Origin of the sequence: Cryobacterium sinapicolor, from assembly GCF_004403465.1 — a bacterium.
GTDB classification, from domain to species: domain Bacteria; phylum Actinomycetota; class Actinomycetes; order Actinomycetales; family Microbacteriaceae; genus Cryobacterium; species Cryobacterium sinapicolor.
On the sequence record NZ_SOGQ01000055.1, the window covers coordinates 1 to 14,814 of the forward strand.

Genomic DNA, 14,814 nt, shown 5'->3' on the forward strand with positions numbered 1-14,814 from the left:
CCGAAAGCGAGAAGTCTTTTGTGGGGGCGAAGCCGAGCGCGGTCGCCGCGTGTTGTTGAGGACCTCCGAACGCGTCATTGGTCCAGTCGGCGCCAGCGACCGCGGTGAGAATGAGGACACCGCTCGTGGGTGTCTCAGCCAAGCCCGGCCCGTTGACCCAGTCGAGCGGAGGCACGCCCGGCACGACAATGCTCATAAGAATTCGATCCTCTCCGTGAGGGCTCAATCCACACCGCCGATGTCAGCGTAGGGGAAAGCAGACACCCATGAACACGCTCGCGTCGACGCCGCACAGGCGAGGCCCGAAAGCGGGACCTTCGGGAGCAAATTCGCGCGTCACTGCAGGTGCCGTGCGAACGCCCTACGGAACCGCGAGTCGTCGTGGAACCGGTGCGGGCTAAGCTGCCTCTGGGAGCCACCGGCGGGCGTGGCTCCGGTCGATTGGAAGGCGTGGGCATGACATCCAAGTAGTGAATCCGAGAGTCAGCGGATCAGCATCCTTACTTCTTGCTGTTTTTTCACTACACATATTGGAGTCTCCACATGCCGTTTCCCTCATTACCCCTGCTCGGCAAGACCGCACTCGTGACGGGGGTATCGCGTCGCAAGGGCATCGGCTTTGCCGTGGCCCATCGTTTCGCCGAACTCGGCGCGAACGTTTTCATTCAACACTTCTCGCCTCACGACGACAACCAGCCCTGGGGTAGCGACGACCTCGACGAAGTCCGAGCGGGCATCACATCAGCGCAGATCGCAGACGCAGTCTTCGGTGACCTCAGCCTCGACCTGGCCGTGCCGAATGCCGCCAGCCTGCTTATGGAGGCTGCCTGCAGGCTCACCGGGGGAGTCGACATCCTCGTCTGCAACCACGCCCGCAGCGGGAGCGATGGCTCCATCTTCGACATGACCGCGGAGCTGCTCGATGGCCACTGGCAGGTCAACACCCGCTCCACGCTCCTGCTGACAAGAGCGTTCGCTGAGCAGTTCTCCGGTCACAGAGACTCCGCACCCAGACGTCCCGGAGAACGACCAGAGAATACCGGCCCGGTCGACGAATTCGCGACCGGTCGAGTCATCTGGATGACGTCCGGTCAGCTACACGGCGCGATGCCGGGCGAGGTGGCCTACGCGGCAAGCAAGGCGGCCCTGGCTGGGGTCACACCAACGGTGGCCAGCGAACTCTTGGCGCGGGGCATCATTCTCAACACCATCAACCCGGGACCCGTTAATACCGGATATCTGGATCCGGAAACGACGGATCGCCCGCTCGAGGAAATTCAAGAATTCGTAAGGAACACTCCGTTCGGACGTTTCGGGTTTCCCACCGACCCAGCGCGTTTGATCGGATGGCTCGCCACTGATGAAGGTCGATGGATCGTCGGGCAAGTACTGACGACGGACGGTGGCTTCGGACTCTAACCAGTTCTCGTTCGGGAACGCTAACCGGGCTGTTCTTCGTGGGCGATCAGGTCTCCGTCGATTCGGACATGAAAATGCCGAGGCGTCACCCTCCGTCAGTGGGAAACGGTTCCCATCAACTCATCCAGCGTGAGGAGCCCAGTTTCCGGGGACTTGACGATCGAAAGAAAAGCCCGCGACGTGGCCTCATCGGCCCCGATTCCTGCAAGGTATCTCTCGATATCGTCGCGTGGCGCGAAGTTGAACCGCTTCAATCGCAATGCGGCCAACGGCGCATGTACTTGATACGCCATCCGTGGCGCGTCATCGGGATACAGGGCCAGGACTTCGTTTAGCAGCACTGGAGAAATGTCTCGGTGGAGGTCGTACGTCAGCTGGCGCACTGTCACCTCCTCGTCGCGGACGAGTGCGGCCAGGACGTCCATTGAGAGGTCACTCTCCAGCGCCACTTGGGCGCGTTCCTGCCAGACGAGACTCGACAACAATTTCTGGCGCTCATCGTTCGGGAGAGGCGCACGCGGTACATCGCTTCGCTGCGGGACATTGGAGTGGCCCTTGCCCCGCTTCAGCTCGAAGTTTCCCATGCCAGTAGTCAATCAGCGTGACCACGCCGAGGACAAGAATCAGTCCACGCGGACGCCCGCAAGCCGGGTCCTTAGGAGAACGGTCAGCGGGAGCCGAGAGCCGTCCAAACGAACAACGGCGGCCAGGTGCGTATGGCTCACGCGGGGCGGTTCTGCTTCCCGTCGAGCCACAGCGTGTCGGATGGGTCGCTGTGCGCGGTTCCGGTGCCCACATGCTTGGTGTCGATTTTTTCGCCGTTCTTGATGACGTGCACCAGAGCCATGGCGTGACCGCGGCCCAAATCGAAGTCCGCTTTTAGCCAATCGACGATCACCCCGGCTTTCGTGGACGGGTCGTCGAAACCCTTCGCCTGGGCGAGCGCGATGAACTGGCGCGGGGTCAATCCCGTCTTGTCTTCGATGTTGTCGAGGTACGCCTGGAATGACATCTCTACTCCTCTGCCGGTGGTGCTGAGATCCGCAGGTCGGACCCGCAACGAGATTCGATCATTCGATCAAGATATCGTCGCAGTGCGAATCGCACCGGCCATGTCACGAACGAACCCTCAAAGGGAGCCGGATTGATCCTGAATCGACGGCCGCTCATCAATCGCGATCCCTTGAGCGCCTAACGCAGTTCTGAAATGAGTACCGCTGTCGTGCCGTCGTCGCGGGCGTCGAAGATGTGGGGTGCGTCCCCGGGGTAACACGCGTAGTCACCGGGGTGCAGCAGGAGCGGGGATGCTGCCGGACCGACCAGCGCTGTCCCGGATATCAGAATCACGTGTTCCACGGTGCCGTGGGTGTGGGGCGCGGAATTTTTGGGGCTGCCCGGTTCGGCTTGCACGAGATAGACATCGCGGCGCGCGTTCGGCGGGCTTGAGGAGAGGAGTGCTGCGGCGTAACTGCTGCCGGCAGAGCCAATTCGCGGCGCATCGGCTGCGCGAATAAGGGTCACCCGTTCGGGTGGTTCATCCACGAGGCGTGCAAAAGGCACGCCGAGCGCGTCGCCCAGGGACCACAGCGTCTCGACGCTGGGGTTACCCACACCCGATTCGAGCTGCGAGACTGTCGCCTTGGATATCCCTGCCCGACGTGCGAGTTCGGAGACAGTCAGGCCTACAGCATTACGTTCGCGCTTGAGCGCTGCCCCGATGCGCGGGCCGAGCGTTTCTGTCATGTGTTCACTATATCGAACATGTGACCAGCTTGACGTACGACCGCGAATCGTTCAGAATAACCGTCATGCGTTCACCAAAACGAACAGTACGCCTCAGGGCCTCCGCCATTGCTATCGCATCGGCGGTGCTGGTGGTCGGTGTTGCCTACGGATCGGCCGCACTGGCGGCAGGCTTCCCACCCTGGCTGGTCATCCTCGCCGCCATTCTCGTGCTCAGCGCATCTTCCGAGTTACTGTTCGTCGGTGTCATCGCGGCCGGCGGCCTGCCGTGGGTTGCGGTCGCTGCAGCGTTGCTGGTGAACCTTCGGAACATCGTCTACGGGTTCTCGGCTTCCTCCTTTCTGCCAGCACCGCGAATTGCTCGGCATCTATCGGCCCACCTCGTGAACGACGAGAGCGTCGCCTTTGCGCTGGCTCAACCGAGATCGGGCCAACGCCTCCTGGCTTTCCGCGTCGCCGGGGTCGCAATCCTTATTGCCTGGCCGCTCGGCGCGGCAATCGGCGTGCTGGTCGGTTACGTCGTGCCCGACCCTGCCCGTCTCGGGTTGGATGCCGCATTCCCCGCCATCTTCCTCGCCATCCTCCTCGGAAGCGTCAAGCGCAGCACGGTAGGACCTGCAGTGGCCGGCGCGACGATCGCCCTAGCCGCCACCCCATTCGTGGCAGCGGGCCTCGCCCCTATCCTCGGCCTGGCAGGGTTGCTCACCGCCGTACGAAAGCGAGGACACCGTGCCTGAAGTTGATCTTGTTCTCGCTGTGCTCGTTCTCGCTGCCGGTACCTACGCCATCAGGCTCGGCGGGGTCGGCTTCGGTGGTTTCCGCCTCGCTCTCCGGCTCGAGCAATGGAGTGAACCCGCGGTAGTCGTGCTCCTTGCAAGCGTCGCCACCACCTCGGCGCTTTATGAAGGGTCCGACTTCGCTGGATGGGCCCGCGTAGTTGGAGTAGCAGTGGCTGCTCTGGCCGCCGCCGTGCGCGCACCGCTCGTCGCTGTCGTCGTCGTTGCGGCCGGGGTCACGGCGTGCCTCAGAGCGCTCGGGGTTCATTGATGCGCCGTGACGCGCGGCCCGGCTGACCGCGTGCCGCGGCCGTCAAGCCACCGCAGCGCTTCAGGATCGGCTGCACCGATGTACCGATTTGCTTGATACGCGTCCTGAAGCCAGTGCGCATCAGCAAGGATTCAGGATCCTCGCAAGCCCGACCCTGAACGCACACAAGCCCGAGACTACGGGCCGGGCACGAACGCACAGATGCGGAACGCCCGAATAACCCGCCCGGCGTGGATTCTTACTCAGGTGTGTCAACTGCAACAAGCCCGGAGCGCCATGAGACCCCACGGCAGGACATGGTCGGGGCCTGTTGTAGAACGCCCGTCGATTCCGTGATTGACCTGACGTGAGGCGTCACCGGTCTCAGAGGTCGGCGAGCATACTCACCGGGGACTCGATGCAGCGTGCGACGTAGGTGAGGAAACCGGCAGCGGTACCACCGTCACAGACCCGGTGGTCGAAGACCAGGGACAGTTCAACGACCGTGCGCACCGCGAGGGCGTGGTTGACCACCCAGGGACGCTCGATCATCCGCCCGATGCCCAGAATGGCGGCTTCGGGGTGGTTAATGATCGCGGCTGACCCATCGACACCGAGCGCACCAAAGTTGTTCAGGGTGAAGGTGCCACCGGTGAGCCGAGAGGGAGGGAACGCGCCATCCGCCGCCTGGGCCACGATACCGGCGATCGCATCCCGCAACTCGCGGGTGGTCATCGCCTGGGCGTCGTGCACCACCGGCACCATCAGCCCCCGTGGGGTCTGTGCGGCAAGCCCGAGGTTGATGGCGCCGCGCTGTAAAATCTCCTGGCTCGCTGTGTCGACCGATGAATTCAACAGCGGGAAGCGGCGCAATCCGGCTACCGTGAACCGGGCGATCAGAGCAGTCACGCTGAAACGCTCGCCCGTGCTCTCGAAGAGACGGTCTCGCGCGGCGAAAAGTTCGGTCGCGTCGACATCGAGCCAGACCGTGGCCTCGGGGATTTCCCGGCGTGAGGTGGTCATCCGCTCTGACACCACCTTCCGCAGGCCTGTGATCGGGATACGGATGTCATGGGTGGAGGCGGACCGGGTCTCGACGGGCTCGACCAACGGTGCGTGCTCGACCAACGGTGCGTGCTCGACCAACGGTGCGGGCTCGACCACGACTCCAGGCTCGACGATCGGTGTTGGCTCGACCGTCGATACAGGGCCGGTCGCCGCTGCCCGCTCCCGGATCACCGACTCGACGTCCCGGCGTAGCACGAGTGCGTTACTGCCGCTTCCGATCAGCCGGGTCGCGTCGAGGCCGTTCTCACGGGCGAGGCGACGAACGAGAGGCGAGACCACGGGGGAGCGGCCGGCCGGGCTCGCCGACGAGATCGGGGCCGTTACCGGTGTCGGGGCGGGCGGGGCCACGACGGCGACCGGTGCGACGATCGGCGTGGTGAGCGCAGTCGTTAAGCCTGGCCGCAGACCGAAGCGCGCGGTGGCCGGGCGCCGGACGGGACGCGTGTTCTCGCTCGTGCCGTAGCCGATGAGCACCGCACCGGATGCCGCCCCGCCGACCTTCGCGGGAGGAACCGTGGCCGGCATTGATGTGGGCGTCGGAGCCGGCTGAGAGGTAGGCGGTGCGGTGTCCGCGGCATCCGTCACCGTCAGCAGAACCTGCCCAGCGTGCACGATCTGGCCGACTGACCCGTTCAGAGCCACCACCACCCCGCCGTACGGCGACGGCAGTTCCACGATGGACTTGGCCGATTCGACCTCGACCACAGGCTGATCGATGGCGATGGTATCGCCCACGGCCACCAACCAGGAGACGATTTCGGCCTCGGTGAGTCCTTCGCCGAGGTCCGGCAGGATGAAGTTCAGCGACATCAGTTCCACTCCCAGGTTCCGAGGGCGGCAAGGATGCGGTCGGGGGTCGGCAGGAAGTACTCCTCGAGTTTGGGGGAGGGATAGGGGATGTCGAAGCCCGTGATCCGCAGGATGGGTGCGGCCAGGTGGAAGAAGTTGCGCTCCGTCAGCCGGGCTGCGACCTCCGCCCCGTAGCCGCCGAACTGCGCCGCCTCGTGCAGCACGGCGGCGCGAGAGGTTTTCCGCACGGAGGCACCCACGGTCTCGTCGTCGAACGGGGACAGGCTGCGCAGATCGACGACCTCGATCGAGAGGCCTTCGGCCACGGCCAACTCCGCGGTGGCGACAGCGGTCTTCACAGTCGGTCCGTAAGCGATCAGCGTGACGTCGGTGCCCTCGCGCAGCACGACCGCGGTGTTCATCGCTGCGGTGCGCACGGGCAAGCTGAGCTCGGCCTTGGCCCAGTACCGGCTCTTGGGTTCGAGGAAGATGACCGGGTCGTCACTGGTGATGGCTTCGCGGAGCATCGAGTAGGCATCCGCCGGATTCGACGGCGAGACGACGGTGAGACCGGGCGTCGCCGTCCAGTAGGCCTCGGAGGAATCCGAGTGGTGTTCGACCCCGCCGATGTCACCGGCGTAGGGAATGCGGATCACGAGGGGCAGTTGGATTCGCCCGCGGGTGCGGTTGCGCATCTTGGCCACGTGCGACACGATCTGCTCGAACGCCGGGTAGCTGAATGCGTCGAACTGCATCTCCACCACCGGGCGCAGACCGTACATCGCCATGCCGATCGCGGTACCGACGATCCCGGACTCGGCCAGCGGTGAGTCGCTCACCCGGCTCTCCCCGAATTCGGCGTACAGCCCGTCGGTCACCCGGAAGACTCCGCCGAGCGGGCCGACATCCTCACCGAACAGAACGACCGTCGGGTCGTCGCGCATCGCATCCTGGATCGCGGCGTTGAGAGCTGCCGCCATGGTGAGAGTGACCGGCGCGCGCAGCGGCAGCGGCGTCGGTGCGGTGTCGTGGAGTGTCATCGGGTTCCCCCTGATTGAGCGGTGCTGGATTCCGCGGTGTCGGCGGCGACGGATGCGGCGGCGTGCTCGGCGAGCTCGACCGCCAGGAAGGCGCGCTGTTCCGCCAAGGCGGCGCGCGGGGTCGCGTAGACGTGCTCGAACAACTCGAGCGGATCCACCGGCGCGGACCGGGTCATGCACTCCCGGGTGTCCGCGGCCAGATCCTCGGCCTCGGCACGGATGTCCGCGCGCTCCGCGTCGCTCAGCGCACCGATCTCGCCGAGGTAGGTGTCCAGGCGGGTGATCGGGTCGCGGCGTCGCCAGATCTCCAGATCCCCGGCATCGCGGTAGCGGCTCGGGTCGTCGGAGTTCGTGTGTGCCTCCATCCGGTAGGTCAGACCCTCGATCAGGGTTGGTCCCTGGCCGGCGCGGGCGTTCTGGACTGCCGTCGAGGTGACCGCGTACATCGCGGCGACATCGTTGCCGTCGACGAAGTAGCCGGGCATCCCGTAGCCGATGGCCTTGTCGGCGATGGTGCGGCAGCGCATCTGCTTGTCCAGCGGCACGCTGATCGCGAACTGGTTGTTCTGCACCACGAAGACGACCGGGGCCTGCCAGACGGCGGCGAAGTTGAACGCCTCGTGGGCGTCGCCCTCGCTGGTGGCGCCGTCTCCGAGGAGGGTCAGCGCCACTGTGGCGTCCCGCTTGAGCTTGGAGGCGGTTGCGAGCCCCACGGCGTGCAGAGCCTGGGTGGCCAGCGGGGTCGCCTGTGGGGCGATCCGGTGGGCGTTCTGGTCGTATCCGCTGTGCCAATCCCCGCGGAACGAGGCCAGGATGTGCTCGGCCGGCACGCCGCGGGTGAGCAGGGCCATGCTGTCCCGGTAGGTGGGGAAGAGCCAGTCCTCGGGACCGAGGGCAGCGACCGCGGCGATTTCGCAGGCCTCCTGGCCGAGGGCCGACGGGTAGGTCGCGAGACGCCCCTGCCGGGTCAGTGCGGTGACCTGCACATCGAACCGGCGGGCGACGACCATGCGCCGGTAGAGGCTGAGCAGTGTGGCCGGGTCCGGCAGCACGAGCCCACCGGCCTCATCGGGGTTGGCGGCGCGGCCGGTGTCATCGATCAGGCGGAGGGGGCGCGGCGCGGCGAGGGGACTCTCGACCAGGCTCTCGACATTGAGGCTCATGACGCAATGGTGCGGCATCTCAACGCCTTAGACGATGCCCCGGCGACGGATGCGAACGTTTGGTCGGAAGCGGCGTCGCGCCGGGCCAATCGTCCGTGAAGAACGGCCGGTCAGCGCCAACTGTCCGCCGCGCGTGCCGGGGGCAGGCCGGTGATCTCCTCCAGGATCAAATGGGATCGGGTGGAGATCACACCGGGCATGCTGTGGATATCGCGCAGGATGGCCCGGCTCAATTGCTCGTGGTCGGGGGCGCTGACGGTGAGGATGATGTCGATGTCGCCGCTCACGGCCTGCGCCTTCTCGACGAAGGGCAGCTCGCTCAGCCGCCGGGCCATCTCGGCCCACGAGACCTCGCCGATCTTCACGATCACGAGGGCGGAGACCCCGAGTCCGAGCGCCCGGCGGTCGATCTGCGCGCCGAACCCGGTGACCACACCCTGACGCACGAGATTCTGCACCCGGCTGTGCGCGGTGGTGCGGGAAATGTGCACGAGCGTGGCCAACTGCCGCATGGACAGGCGGCCGTCGCGGCTCAGCTCGGCCACGATCTGCCGGTCGATCGGGTCGAGACCGTCGGGTGTGCCCGGCACGGCGGGGGCCGAGTGCTGCGTCATTGGAATCCTCCGGCTGGGGAAACCCTCAGACTACCGCCAGCTCCAGCGACTGCCGCATCGCCCGCAGGTAATGGTTCTTCGGCCAGTGGCGCAGGCGGCGCGGCAGCCGGGGGTAGACGCGCCTGGTCAACCGGATCAGCCGGTCGAAGCGGCGCTGCGCCCCCGCTGACCAAGACAGACCGAACAACTCTCGCACCTGGCGGGGCAGCAGCCCGACGGTGACGAGGCGCGCCAGCGGCATCATCAGTCGCAGCCAGACCGGCCCCGTGCGCGGATGCAGCAGCTGGCTGGCGACGGCGCGCGTGGCGGCATCCGTCTGCAACTCACCGAGGCGCCGGTCCCAGTAGGCGGCGAAGGCGACCCGGTCCGGCGGCCACAGCCCCGACGGCATCTGCAGCGCGGTGCCCAGCACGGCATACTCCCGGTACAGCAGGTCGGCGGTATCGTCGTCGAGCGGGCCGTAGACCAGCTCCCGCATCGTGATGGCGGATTCGTAGAGGGTCGCCGCCACCCAGAGCTGCAGCTCCGGGGTGAAGGCGCTGTACGCCGGGCTCGCCGCGGTGGCCGGGGCCGACACCGGGCCGTGGGCCTGATTGACCTGGCGGCGCGCCCCGGCCGCCTCCTCGGGCGTGCCGAACACGACCGCGTACACGTACGTCAGGGTGCCGCGCAGCCGATCGAGCGGTCGGGATGTGAAATCGCTGTGGTGGGCCACCCCGTGGCCGATAGCCGGGTCGGCGATCTGCAGCAGGATCGCCCGGCCTCCGGCGGCGATCAGCACGGCCTCACCGGCAATCTCTTTCATCTGCATGCGTGCCTTCCCCCTCGAGGTCCGAGTGTAACGCCGCGACCGGAGAAGTGGATGCGTGCGACGTCCCGCCTCTGGTCGGCGGGCTAGCCTGTACCGATGAGACACCCGGTTCCCGCCCGCCGCGTGATGGCGCTCGCAGCGGGACCGGGCCCCCGGGGCGGAAGCACTGCAGACGCTCCCCGCGCAGGCCGCGGAGGAGGCGTTCCGCAGCCGGTCGTCCCTTCTGGAGTCCGTCGGCGTGAGTGTCAACTTCGGGATCGTCGCCGACGTCACGGCCGACCCTGGTTCGTTCCTGGCCGGCCGAGTGCTCGGCACCGACCCGGCTTCGGCCTCCGCCCGGGTGGCCGCGGCGGTAGCCGGGGAGCACGGGCGGGTTCTGAGCACGCTCAAGCATTTCCCGGGTCACGGGGCGGCGCCGGGGGACTCGCACCGGAGCATCCCGTCGACTTTGCTCGGCCACCAGGACTGGCTGACCCTGGAGGCGCCGCCGTTCCAGGTCGGTATCGAGGCCGGGGCGGAGCTGGTCAAGTTCGGGCACCTGGCCTATCCGAGCGTCGACCCGAAGCCGGCGAGCCTGTCGCCCGCCTGGCACGAGATCCTGCGCACGGATCTAGGCTTCGACGGTGTCACGATCACCGACGATCTGTTGATGCTCCAGGACTTCGGCCTGCCCGAGTACGCCGACCCGGTCGAGAACGGGATCGCCGCCCTGGCAGCGGGAAACACCATGTTGCTCTACGTTCTGCCGGCGAATCCCGAGCTCTTCGGCACCGATGTCACCACCCTGATCGGCAGAATCGTTGAAGCGGTCGACTCTGGGCGCCTCACGCCGGAGCAGATCGATGAGGCCGCATACAATCTCCTCGTGCTGCGCGGCCGGGTCGCTCTCCGCGCAGCCCAGGAGTGATCCGCGGGTCCGCGGCGGCGGGTTCGACAGTTCCGGTCGAGGTCGGCCGGTGTGCCGATCGGTCTCGACCGGAAACGTCGACGTCGACGGATGCCGCGGGCCGGCCCCCGCGACCGGTGCCGTGAGTGGGTGGGGCGGCTGCTGCTAGCCCTCGGCCGTACCGACGTAGTACGCGGTGACGACCTCGCGGGTGCTGAGCGGGTCTTCCCCCGAGATCGGCGCGACCTGCACCGTCCACCGGGGATCGGACCGGTCGATGCCGTCAGCTCTCTCGGCCCAGACCGCTCCGTCATCCGAACACGAGTACGTGCCGTACCAGTCGGGGTGCTCGGCCAGATCGTTCCAGACCCCGCCGCTGCGGATCAGGCAGCGGTCCCCATCGCTGAGCGCCAGCCCGAGCGGTTGCGCCTGCTCGGGCGCGGTGGCCGTCGGCAGGCTCCCGCCGCTCGGCAGGCGCACTATTACGGTGGTCCACGGATCGCGGTAGCAGGCCACGAAACCCGGGTCCGGGTCTTGCCAGCAGGCTACGGCGAACGCGCTCGACGGAGCGCAGGCGAGAATGTCGTCATCGACGGCGACCGCGGACGGCCGCGCATCGAATGAGGTGCCACCACAGTCGAGCGTGACATGTGCCTCGTCGGTCACGGTGAAGCCCGCGGCAGGGAGACCGCGCTCAGTGACCGGGCGCATCACGACGCTTTCGGTGGCCGGTGCCGCGGGGGAGGGCGACGGAGAGGGAGACGAACACCCGGCGAGCGGAACGATCAGCAGGCTCAGGGGGAGCAGGAACCGTGAGCGCATTTCCGCCCTCCGTTCCACCTGTGAGCCAGCCCCCTGAGCGACCGACGGTACCCTCGGCCCCAGAGGCCGTCAAGGGATTCCTGCGGGAGTGTGCGGGCAGTCGCCGTTAAGAACTTTCGCCAATCTGGAATAAATACATTTCCTATGCGCTTGCATGAAACCGTGGACGAGAATCCACCGTCCCGCGAATTGAGGAGAACCCATGACTGAGACCACCGCAGTGAGCATCCCCGGCTACAAGGCCGGAACTTGGACCATCGACCCGACGCACAGCGAGGTCGGATTCAGCATCCGTCACATTATGATCAGCAAGGTCAAGGGCACATTCGAGAAGTTCGACGCGACCTTCGTCACCGGCGAGAACCCGCTCGACTCCTCCGTCACGGCCTCCGCTCAGGTCGTGTCGATCAACACCAACCAGGCGGACCGCGACGGCCACCTGCGCACCGGCGACTTCTTCGACGCCGAGACCTACCCGACCATCGACTTCGTCTCCACCGGCGTTCGCCAGGTCAAGGGCGACTTCCTGATCGACGGCAACCTCACCATCAAGGGCGTCACCAAGCCCGTCACCTTCGACTTCGAGTTCGGCGGCTTCGGCACCGACCCGTACGGCAACTACAAGGCCGGCGCCACGGCGAAGACCGAGGTCACCCGGGCCGACTTCGGCCTCACCTACAACGCGGCCCTCGAGACCGGCGGAATGCTGCTCGGCGAGAAGGTCACCATCACCATCGAATTGCAGGCTGCGCTCAACCAGGCGTAGTCGTTCCCGCGCAGAGGTCTGCGCAGGGTGCACACGAACGAGAGAGGGGCCCGACACCTGTGAGGCCCCTCTCTCGTTCGTGTGCGCTTACAGCGCCGACTCGGCGATCAGCCACCAGCACCCCAGCACCCCAGCATGAGCATCATGAAGGCGGCGAAGGCGGCCGCTCCGATCGTCCACGCGCCGTGGTTGTCGGTCGTTCATGAGAGTTCTCCTCTGTCAGGCCGGGCGCAGGGGTCCGGGTCGGGAATTCGCTCTCATTGTCGATCCGACAGGCCCCATTCTGAACCCCTGGAAACCCCGGGCTATTCGCCCTTGATCTCCTCACGCACCCGGCGCAGGTCCTCCATCAGCGAACCGATCAAAATCCAATGCCGCGGATGCGGCGTCGCGATGATCAGGGGGGCGGTCAGGGTGGGTGGTTCGAGCGTCACGCTGACCTGCTGCGCACCGGGGTGGTCCACCTGTTCGGCGAGCAGCCTCAGGTCGTGGGCGGCACGGCTGAGCTCGACCGTGATCGCGAGAACTGTGGGTTCGAGGTGCAGAGAATGGTCGTAATGATCGCGCAGAGACCGGGTCATGCCGATCGTGCGCGCGACGAGTGAGGTCAGCCGGGCGAAGAGTTCCTCGTCGATGTCGAGGAGACGCCGGTTCACGGCGTGCCGCGGGTTGAGCGTGAGGCTCTCCTCGGCCTGCTTGAGCGCCTGGTCCGCCTTGGCGAGCATGGGTCGCAGCAGCCGCACCTTGATCATCATCTCTTCGATCTGGCTGGCCTTTTGCGGAAACCGCAGGGCGTCGACGATGCGGTCCAGGGTGTCCGCGATCTCGTAGGCTAGCCGGACGACCGCCGCATGCGCCGGAGCGAGCAGCACGGGCGGCACGATCAGTGCGTTGACGAGGAGGGCGGCCGCTGCCCCGATGATGGTTTCGACGATCCGATCCCGCGCATACTCGGCCGTTGCCGTGCCGATCGTGAGCAGGAGCATGGCGCTGATCGGGATCTGGCTCGCGGGGCTGGGGGCCAGCCTCAGCGCCCACGCCAGCATGATGCAGAACACGATTGCCAGGAGCACGACCCAGCTCGACTGGCCGAAGGCGACACCGACCGCATAGGCGATGATGACGCCGCCGATGACGCCCAGGCTGCGCTCGACCGCACGGCCGAGCGTCTGGTTGATGTTCGGCTGCACCACGAGTAGGGCGGCGATCGCGGCGAAAACCGGCAGCTGCTCCGTCTCGAGAAGCAGCTGCGACAGGATCCAGCCGAGGGCGACGGCCACGGAGGTCTTCACTGCCTGGAGCAGTGGAATCCGGCTCGTGGATCTCAGCCGGGTGTTGATTCTCACTTGCCTAGGGTAGTCGACTGTGAGCGGTAGTCGCCCGCCCAGGCGGTCGAACTTCTTGGGCGATCACAATACTCGAGCGGTCAGGCCCGGCCGCTTGGGCCCGGCTGGTTAGGGCAGATCGTCGTCAGTGCGGGCGCCGAAGACGATTTCGTCCCAGCTGGGCATCGAGGCGCGTCCGCGTTTACCGTGGCCCGACGCACGCGGAGACGCAGCCGGTGACTGACCGGCAGCGGCTTGGGCGGACCAGGCGTTACGGGGAGTCTCGGCCGGTGCGGCGGTAGCGGAAGCGGCGGGAGCAGCGGGGCGTTCCGCGGCAGGCTCGACCGGCTGGTCCACCAAACGGATGCCCGGGGCCGGGCTGATTCCGCTAGCGCCGGCGTTGCCGTTGGTGAGGCCGGCGTGGTGACTCTCCGCCTGGTTGCTCTCGAATGCGGCGGCCTCGCGCTCCCCGCGGCGGCGACGGAGGGAAGCCAGCAGGTCGGCCGTCTCGCTCAGGCTCTGCGGCGGTTCGTCGGCGCGCTTGATGGCTGCCCGGGACACGGCATCCGTCGTGCCGGCCGAGCGGGAATACGGCACCGGGTCCGGAAGCGGCGCGGTGTCGGTGGTGAGTTCTTCGACCAGAGACTCACGGAAGGTGAACGCGCCGCTGTCGAACCGGGACACGTCGGCGGGACTGGTTTCGGCGCCGACGGCCCGCAGTCGCGGAATCAGAGCACCCTTCAATTCGCCCTGCTGTGACAGTGCGATGGCTTCGTTGCCGACCGGCGACAGGGAGTTCTTCTTCGGTTCGAATCCCCAGCGGGCGTCGTGGTCGATGTCGTCGGCCGTGAAGGCCAACTTGACGATCCAGCCGGCGCCCGGCTCTTTCCAACTGGCCCAGCGCTCGTTGGTGGCGCCGAGGGAGGCCAAACGCTCACGGATGACGGTGCCGAAGTTGGCGCCGCCCTCGATCGGGTCCGGGTCGATGGCGGTGTGCACCGGCACGCTCAGCGCGCAGGAGACCATGTAGTCGCGTTCGGCGACGACCGGCCCCTCGAAGCGGCGCACAAAGTCGATGGACGCGCCCGTGACCGCGGCGACGTCTTCGGCTGACATGCCCGCTCGGATGTGCGCCTGCACTTCCCGCGGGCTCAGCTTCGGTCCCGACGCCGGTTCGACCTGGGCTTGGCGAAGCCGGGACTGGAGAACTTCATCGATGGGGATCCTGAATCGGTCACCCTCCTCTGACGCTGCGAGCAGCGCACCGCTCTCGACTCCAATAACTTTCAATTCCTGCATGTTGAAAGCCCTCTCGCGATCACTAGTGCGGTCAAGACTGCCA

The 14,814-nt window shown here is 66.6% G+C and carries 15 protein-coding genes and 2 pseudogenes; 5 read left to right on the forward strand and 12 right to left on the reverse strand.

What is annotated here, in order from left to right; genetic code table 11:
* Positions 1 to 196, reverse strand: a pseudogene (locus E3T28_RS10870) (DUF1349 domain-containing protein); the annotation flags it as partial.
* A 347-nt stretch (positions 197 to 543) separates the two neighbouring features.
* Here E3T28_RS10870 and E3T28_RS10875 point away from each other — a divergent pair.
* Positions 544 to 1,419 carry an SDR family oxidoreductase gene (locus E3T28_RS10875; RefSeq protein WP_134430882.1) on the forward strand — a complete coding sequence of 292 codons (876 nt, stop codon included), beginning with the start codon at positions 544 to 546 and terminating at the stop codon, positions 1,417 to 1,419.
* 95 nt (positions 1,420 to 1,514) lie between these two features.
* Here E3T28_RS10875 and E3T28_RS10880 read toward each other — a convergent pair whose 3' ends face one another.
* The 3 genes from E3T28_RS10880 to E3T28_RS10890 form a co-directional block, all read right to left on the reverse strand.
* On the reverse strand, positions 1,515 to 2,003 hold the full coding sequence (locus tag E3T28_RS10880) for a hypothetical protein (RefSeq protein WP_134430885.1): 489 nt from the start codon (positions 2,001 to 2,003) through the stop codon (positions 1,515 to 1,517).
* A gap of 137 nt (positions 2,004 to 2,140) precedes the next feature.
* Positions 2,141 to 2,431: a DUF4287 domain-containing protein gene (locus tag E3T28_RS10885; RefSeq protein ID WP_134368086.1), complete on the reverse strand. Its 291-nt coding sequence runs from the start codon at positions 2,429 to 2,431 to the stop codon at positions 2,141 to 2,143.
* A gap of 179 nt (positions 2,432 to 2,610) precedes the next feature.
* On the reverse strand, positions 2,611 to 3,162 hold the full coding sequence (locus E3T28_RS10890; protein WP_134430888.1) for a helix-turn-helix domain-containing protein: 552 nt from the start codon (positions 3,160 to 3,162) through the stop codon (positions 2,611 to 2,613).
* Positions 3,163 to 3,227: 65 nt separating this feature from the next.
* On the opposite strand from E3T28_RS10890, the gene E3T28_RS10895 reads away from it, so the two are divergent.
* Positions 3,228 to 3,899, forward strand: coding sequence for an AzlC family ABC transporter permease (locus tag E3T28_RS10895; RefSeq protein ID WP_134430891.1), 672 nt, complete (start codon positions 3,228 to 3,230; stop codon positions 3,897 to 3,899).
* Positions 3,900 to 3,918: 19 nt separating this feature from the next.
* Positions 3,919 to 4,209 (forward strand): AzlD domain-containing protein, encoded by a 291-nt coding sequence (locus E3T28_RS17770; protein WP_370260062.1) that lies wholly within the window; start codon positions 3,919 to 3,921, stop codon positions 4,207 to 4,209.
* Positions 4,210 to 4,572: 363 nt separating this feature from the next.
* Here E3T28_RS17770 and E3T28_RS10905 read toward each other — a convergent pair whose 3' ends face one another.
* From E3T28_RS10905 to E3T28_RS10925, 5 genes are all read right to left on the reverse strand, one after another.
* A complete protein-coding gene (locus E3T28_RS10905) occupies positions 4,573 to 6,066 on the reverse strand; it encodes a dihydrolipoamide acetyltransferase family protein (RefSeq protein WP_134430896.1) in 1,494 nt (497 codons plus the stop codon).
* Entirely contained in the window at positions 6,066 to 7,085 is a 1,020-nt protein-coding gene (locus E3T28_RS10910) for an alpha-ketoacid dehydrogenase subunit beta (RefSeq protein ID WP_134430899.1), read from the reverse strand. Before E3T28_RS10910 ends, E3T28_RS10905 begins: the two co-directional genes overlap by 1 nt.
* Positions 7,082 to 8,248 (reverse strand): pyruvate dehydrogenase (acetyl-transferring) E1 component subunit alpha, encoded by a 1,167-nt coding sequence (pdhA, locus tag E3T28_RS10915; protein WP_134430902.1) that lies wholly within the window; start codon positions 8,246 to 8,248, stop codon positions 7,082 to 7,084. Before pdhA ends, E3T28_RS10910 begins: the two co-directional genes overlap by 4 nt.
* Before the next feature lie 110 nt (positions 8,249 to 8,358).
* On the reverse strand, positions 8,359 to 8,862 hold the full coding sequence (locus E3T28_RS10920; RefSeq protein ID WP_134430904.1) for an Lrp/AsnC family transcriptional regulator: 504 nt from the start codon (positions 8,860 to 8,862) through the stop codon (positions 8,359 to 8,361).
* Positions 8,863 to 8,887: 25 nt separating this feature from the next.
* Positions 8,888 to 9,667 carry an oxygenase MpaB family protein gene (locus E3T28_RS10925; protein WP_241979295.1) on the reverse strand — a complete coding sequence of 260 codons (780 nt, stop codon included), beginning with the start codon at positions 9,665 to 9,667 and terminating at the stop codon, positions 8,888 to 8,890.
* Between the two features lie 166 nt (positions 9,668 to 9,833).
* Between E3T28_RS10925 and E3T28_RS10930 the strand changes: the two are divergent.
* A pseudogene (locus tag E3T28_RS10930) lies at positions 9,834 to 10,580 on the forward strand (glycoside hydrolase family 3 N-terminal domain-containing protein); the annotation flags it as partial.
* Positions 10,581 to 10,724: 144 nt separating this feature from the next.
* On the opposite strand, the gene E3T28_RS10935 reads toward E3T28_RS10930, so the two are convergent.
* The gene (locus E3T28_RS10935; protein ID WP_134430913.1) at positions 10,725 to 11,381 is read right to left on the reverse strand and encodes a hypothetical protein; all 657 of its coding nucleotides are present in this window, start codon (positions 11,379 to 11,381) and stop codon (positions 10,725 to 10,727) included.
* Positions 11,382 to 11,583: 202 nt separating this feature from the next.
* On the opposite strand from E3T28_RS10935, the gene E3T28_RS10940 reads away from it, so the two are divergent.
* Positions 11,584 to 12,147, forward strand: coding sequence for a YceI family protein (locus tag E3T28_RS10940; protein ID WP_134430916.1), 564 nt, complete (start codon positions 11,584 to 11,586; stop codon positions 12,145 to 12,147).
* Between the two features lie 305 nt (positions 12,148 to 12,452).
* Here the strand turns inward: E3T28_RS10940 and E3T28_RS10945 are convergent, their stop codons facing one another.
* A complete protein-coding gene (locus E3T28_RS10945) occupies positions 12,453 to 13,493 on the reverse strand; it encodes an FUSC family protein (protein ID WP_134430919.1) in 1,041 nt (346 codons plus the stop codon).
* 108 nt (positions 13,494 to 13,601) lie between these two features.
* Positions 13,602 to 14,771, reverse strand: a complete 1,170-nt coding sequence (gene sepH / locus E3T28_RS10950) for a septation protein SepH (RefSeq protein WP_134430922.1) — start codon at positions 14,769 to 14,771, stop codon at positions 13,602 to 13,604.
* Positions 14,772 to 14,814: the final 43 nt, after the last annotated feature.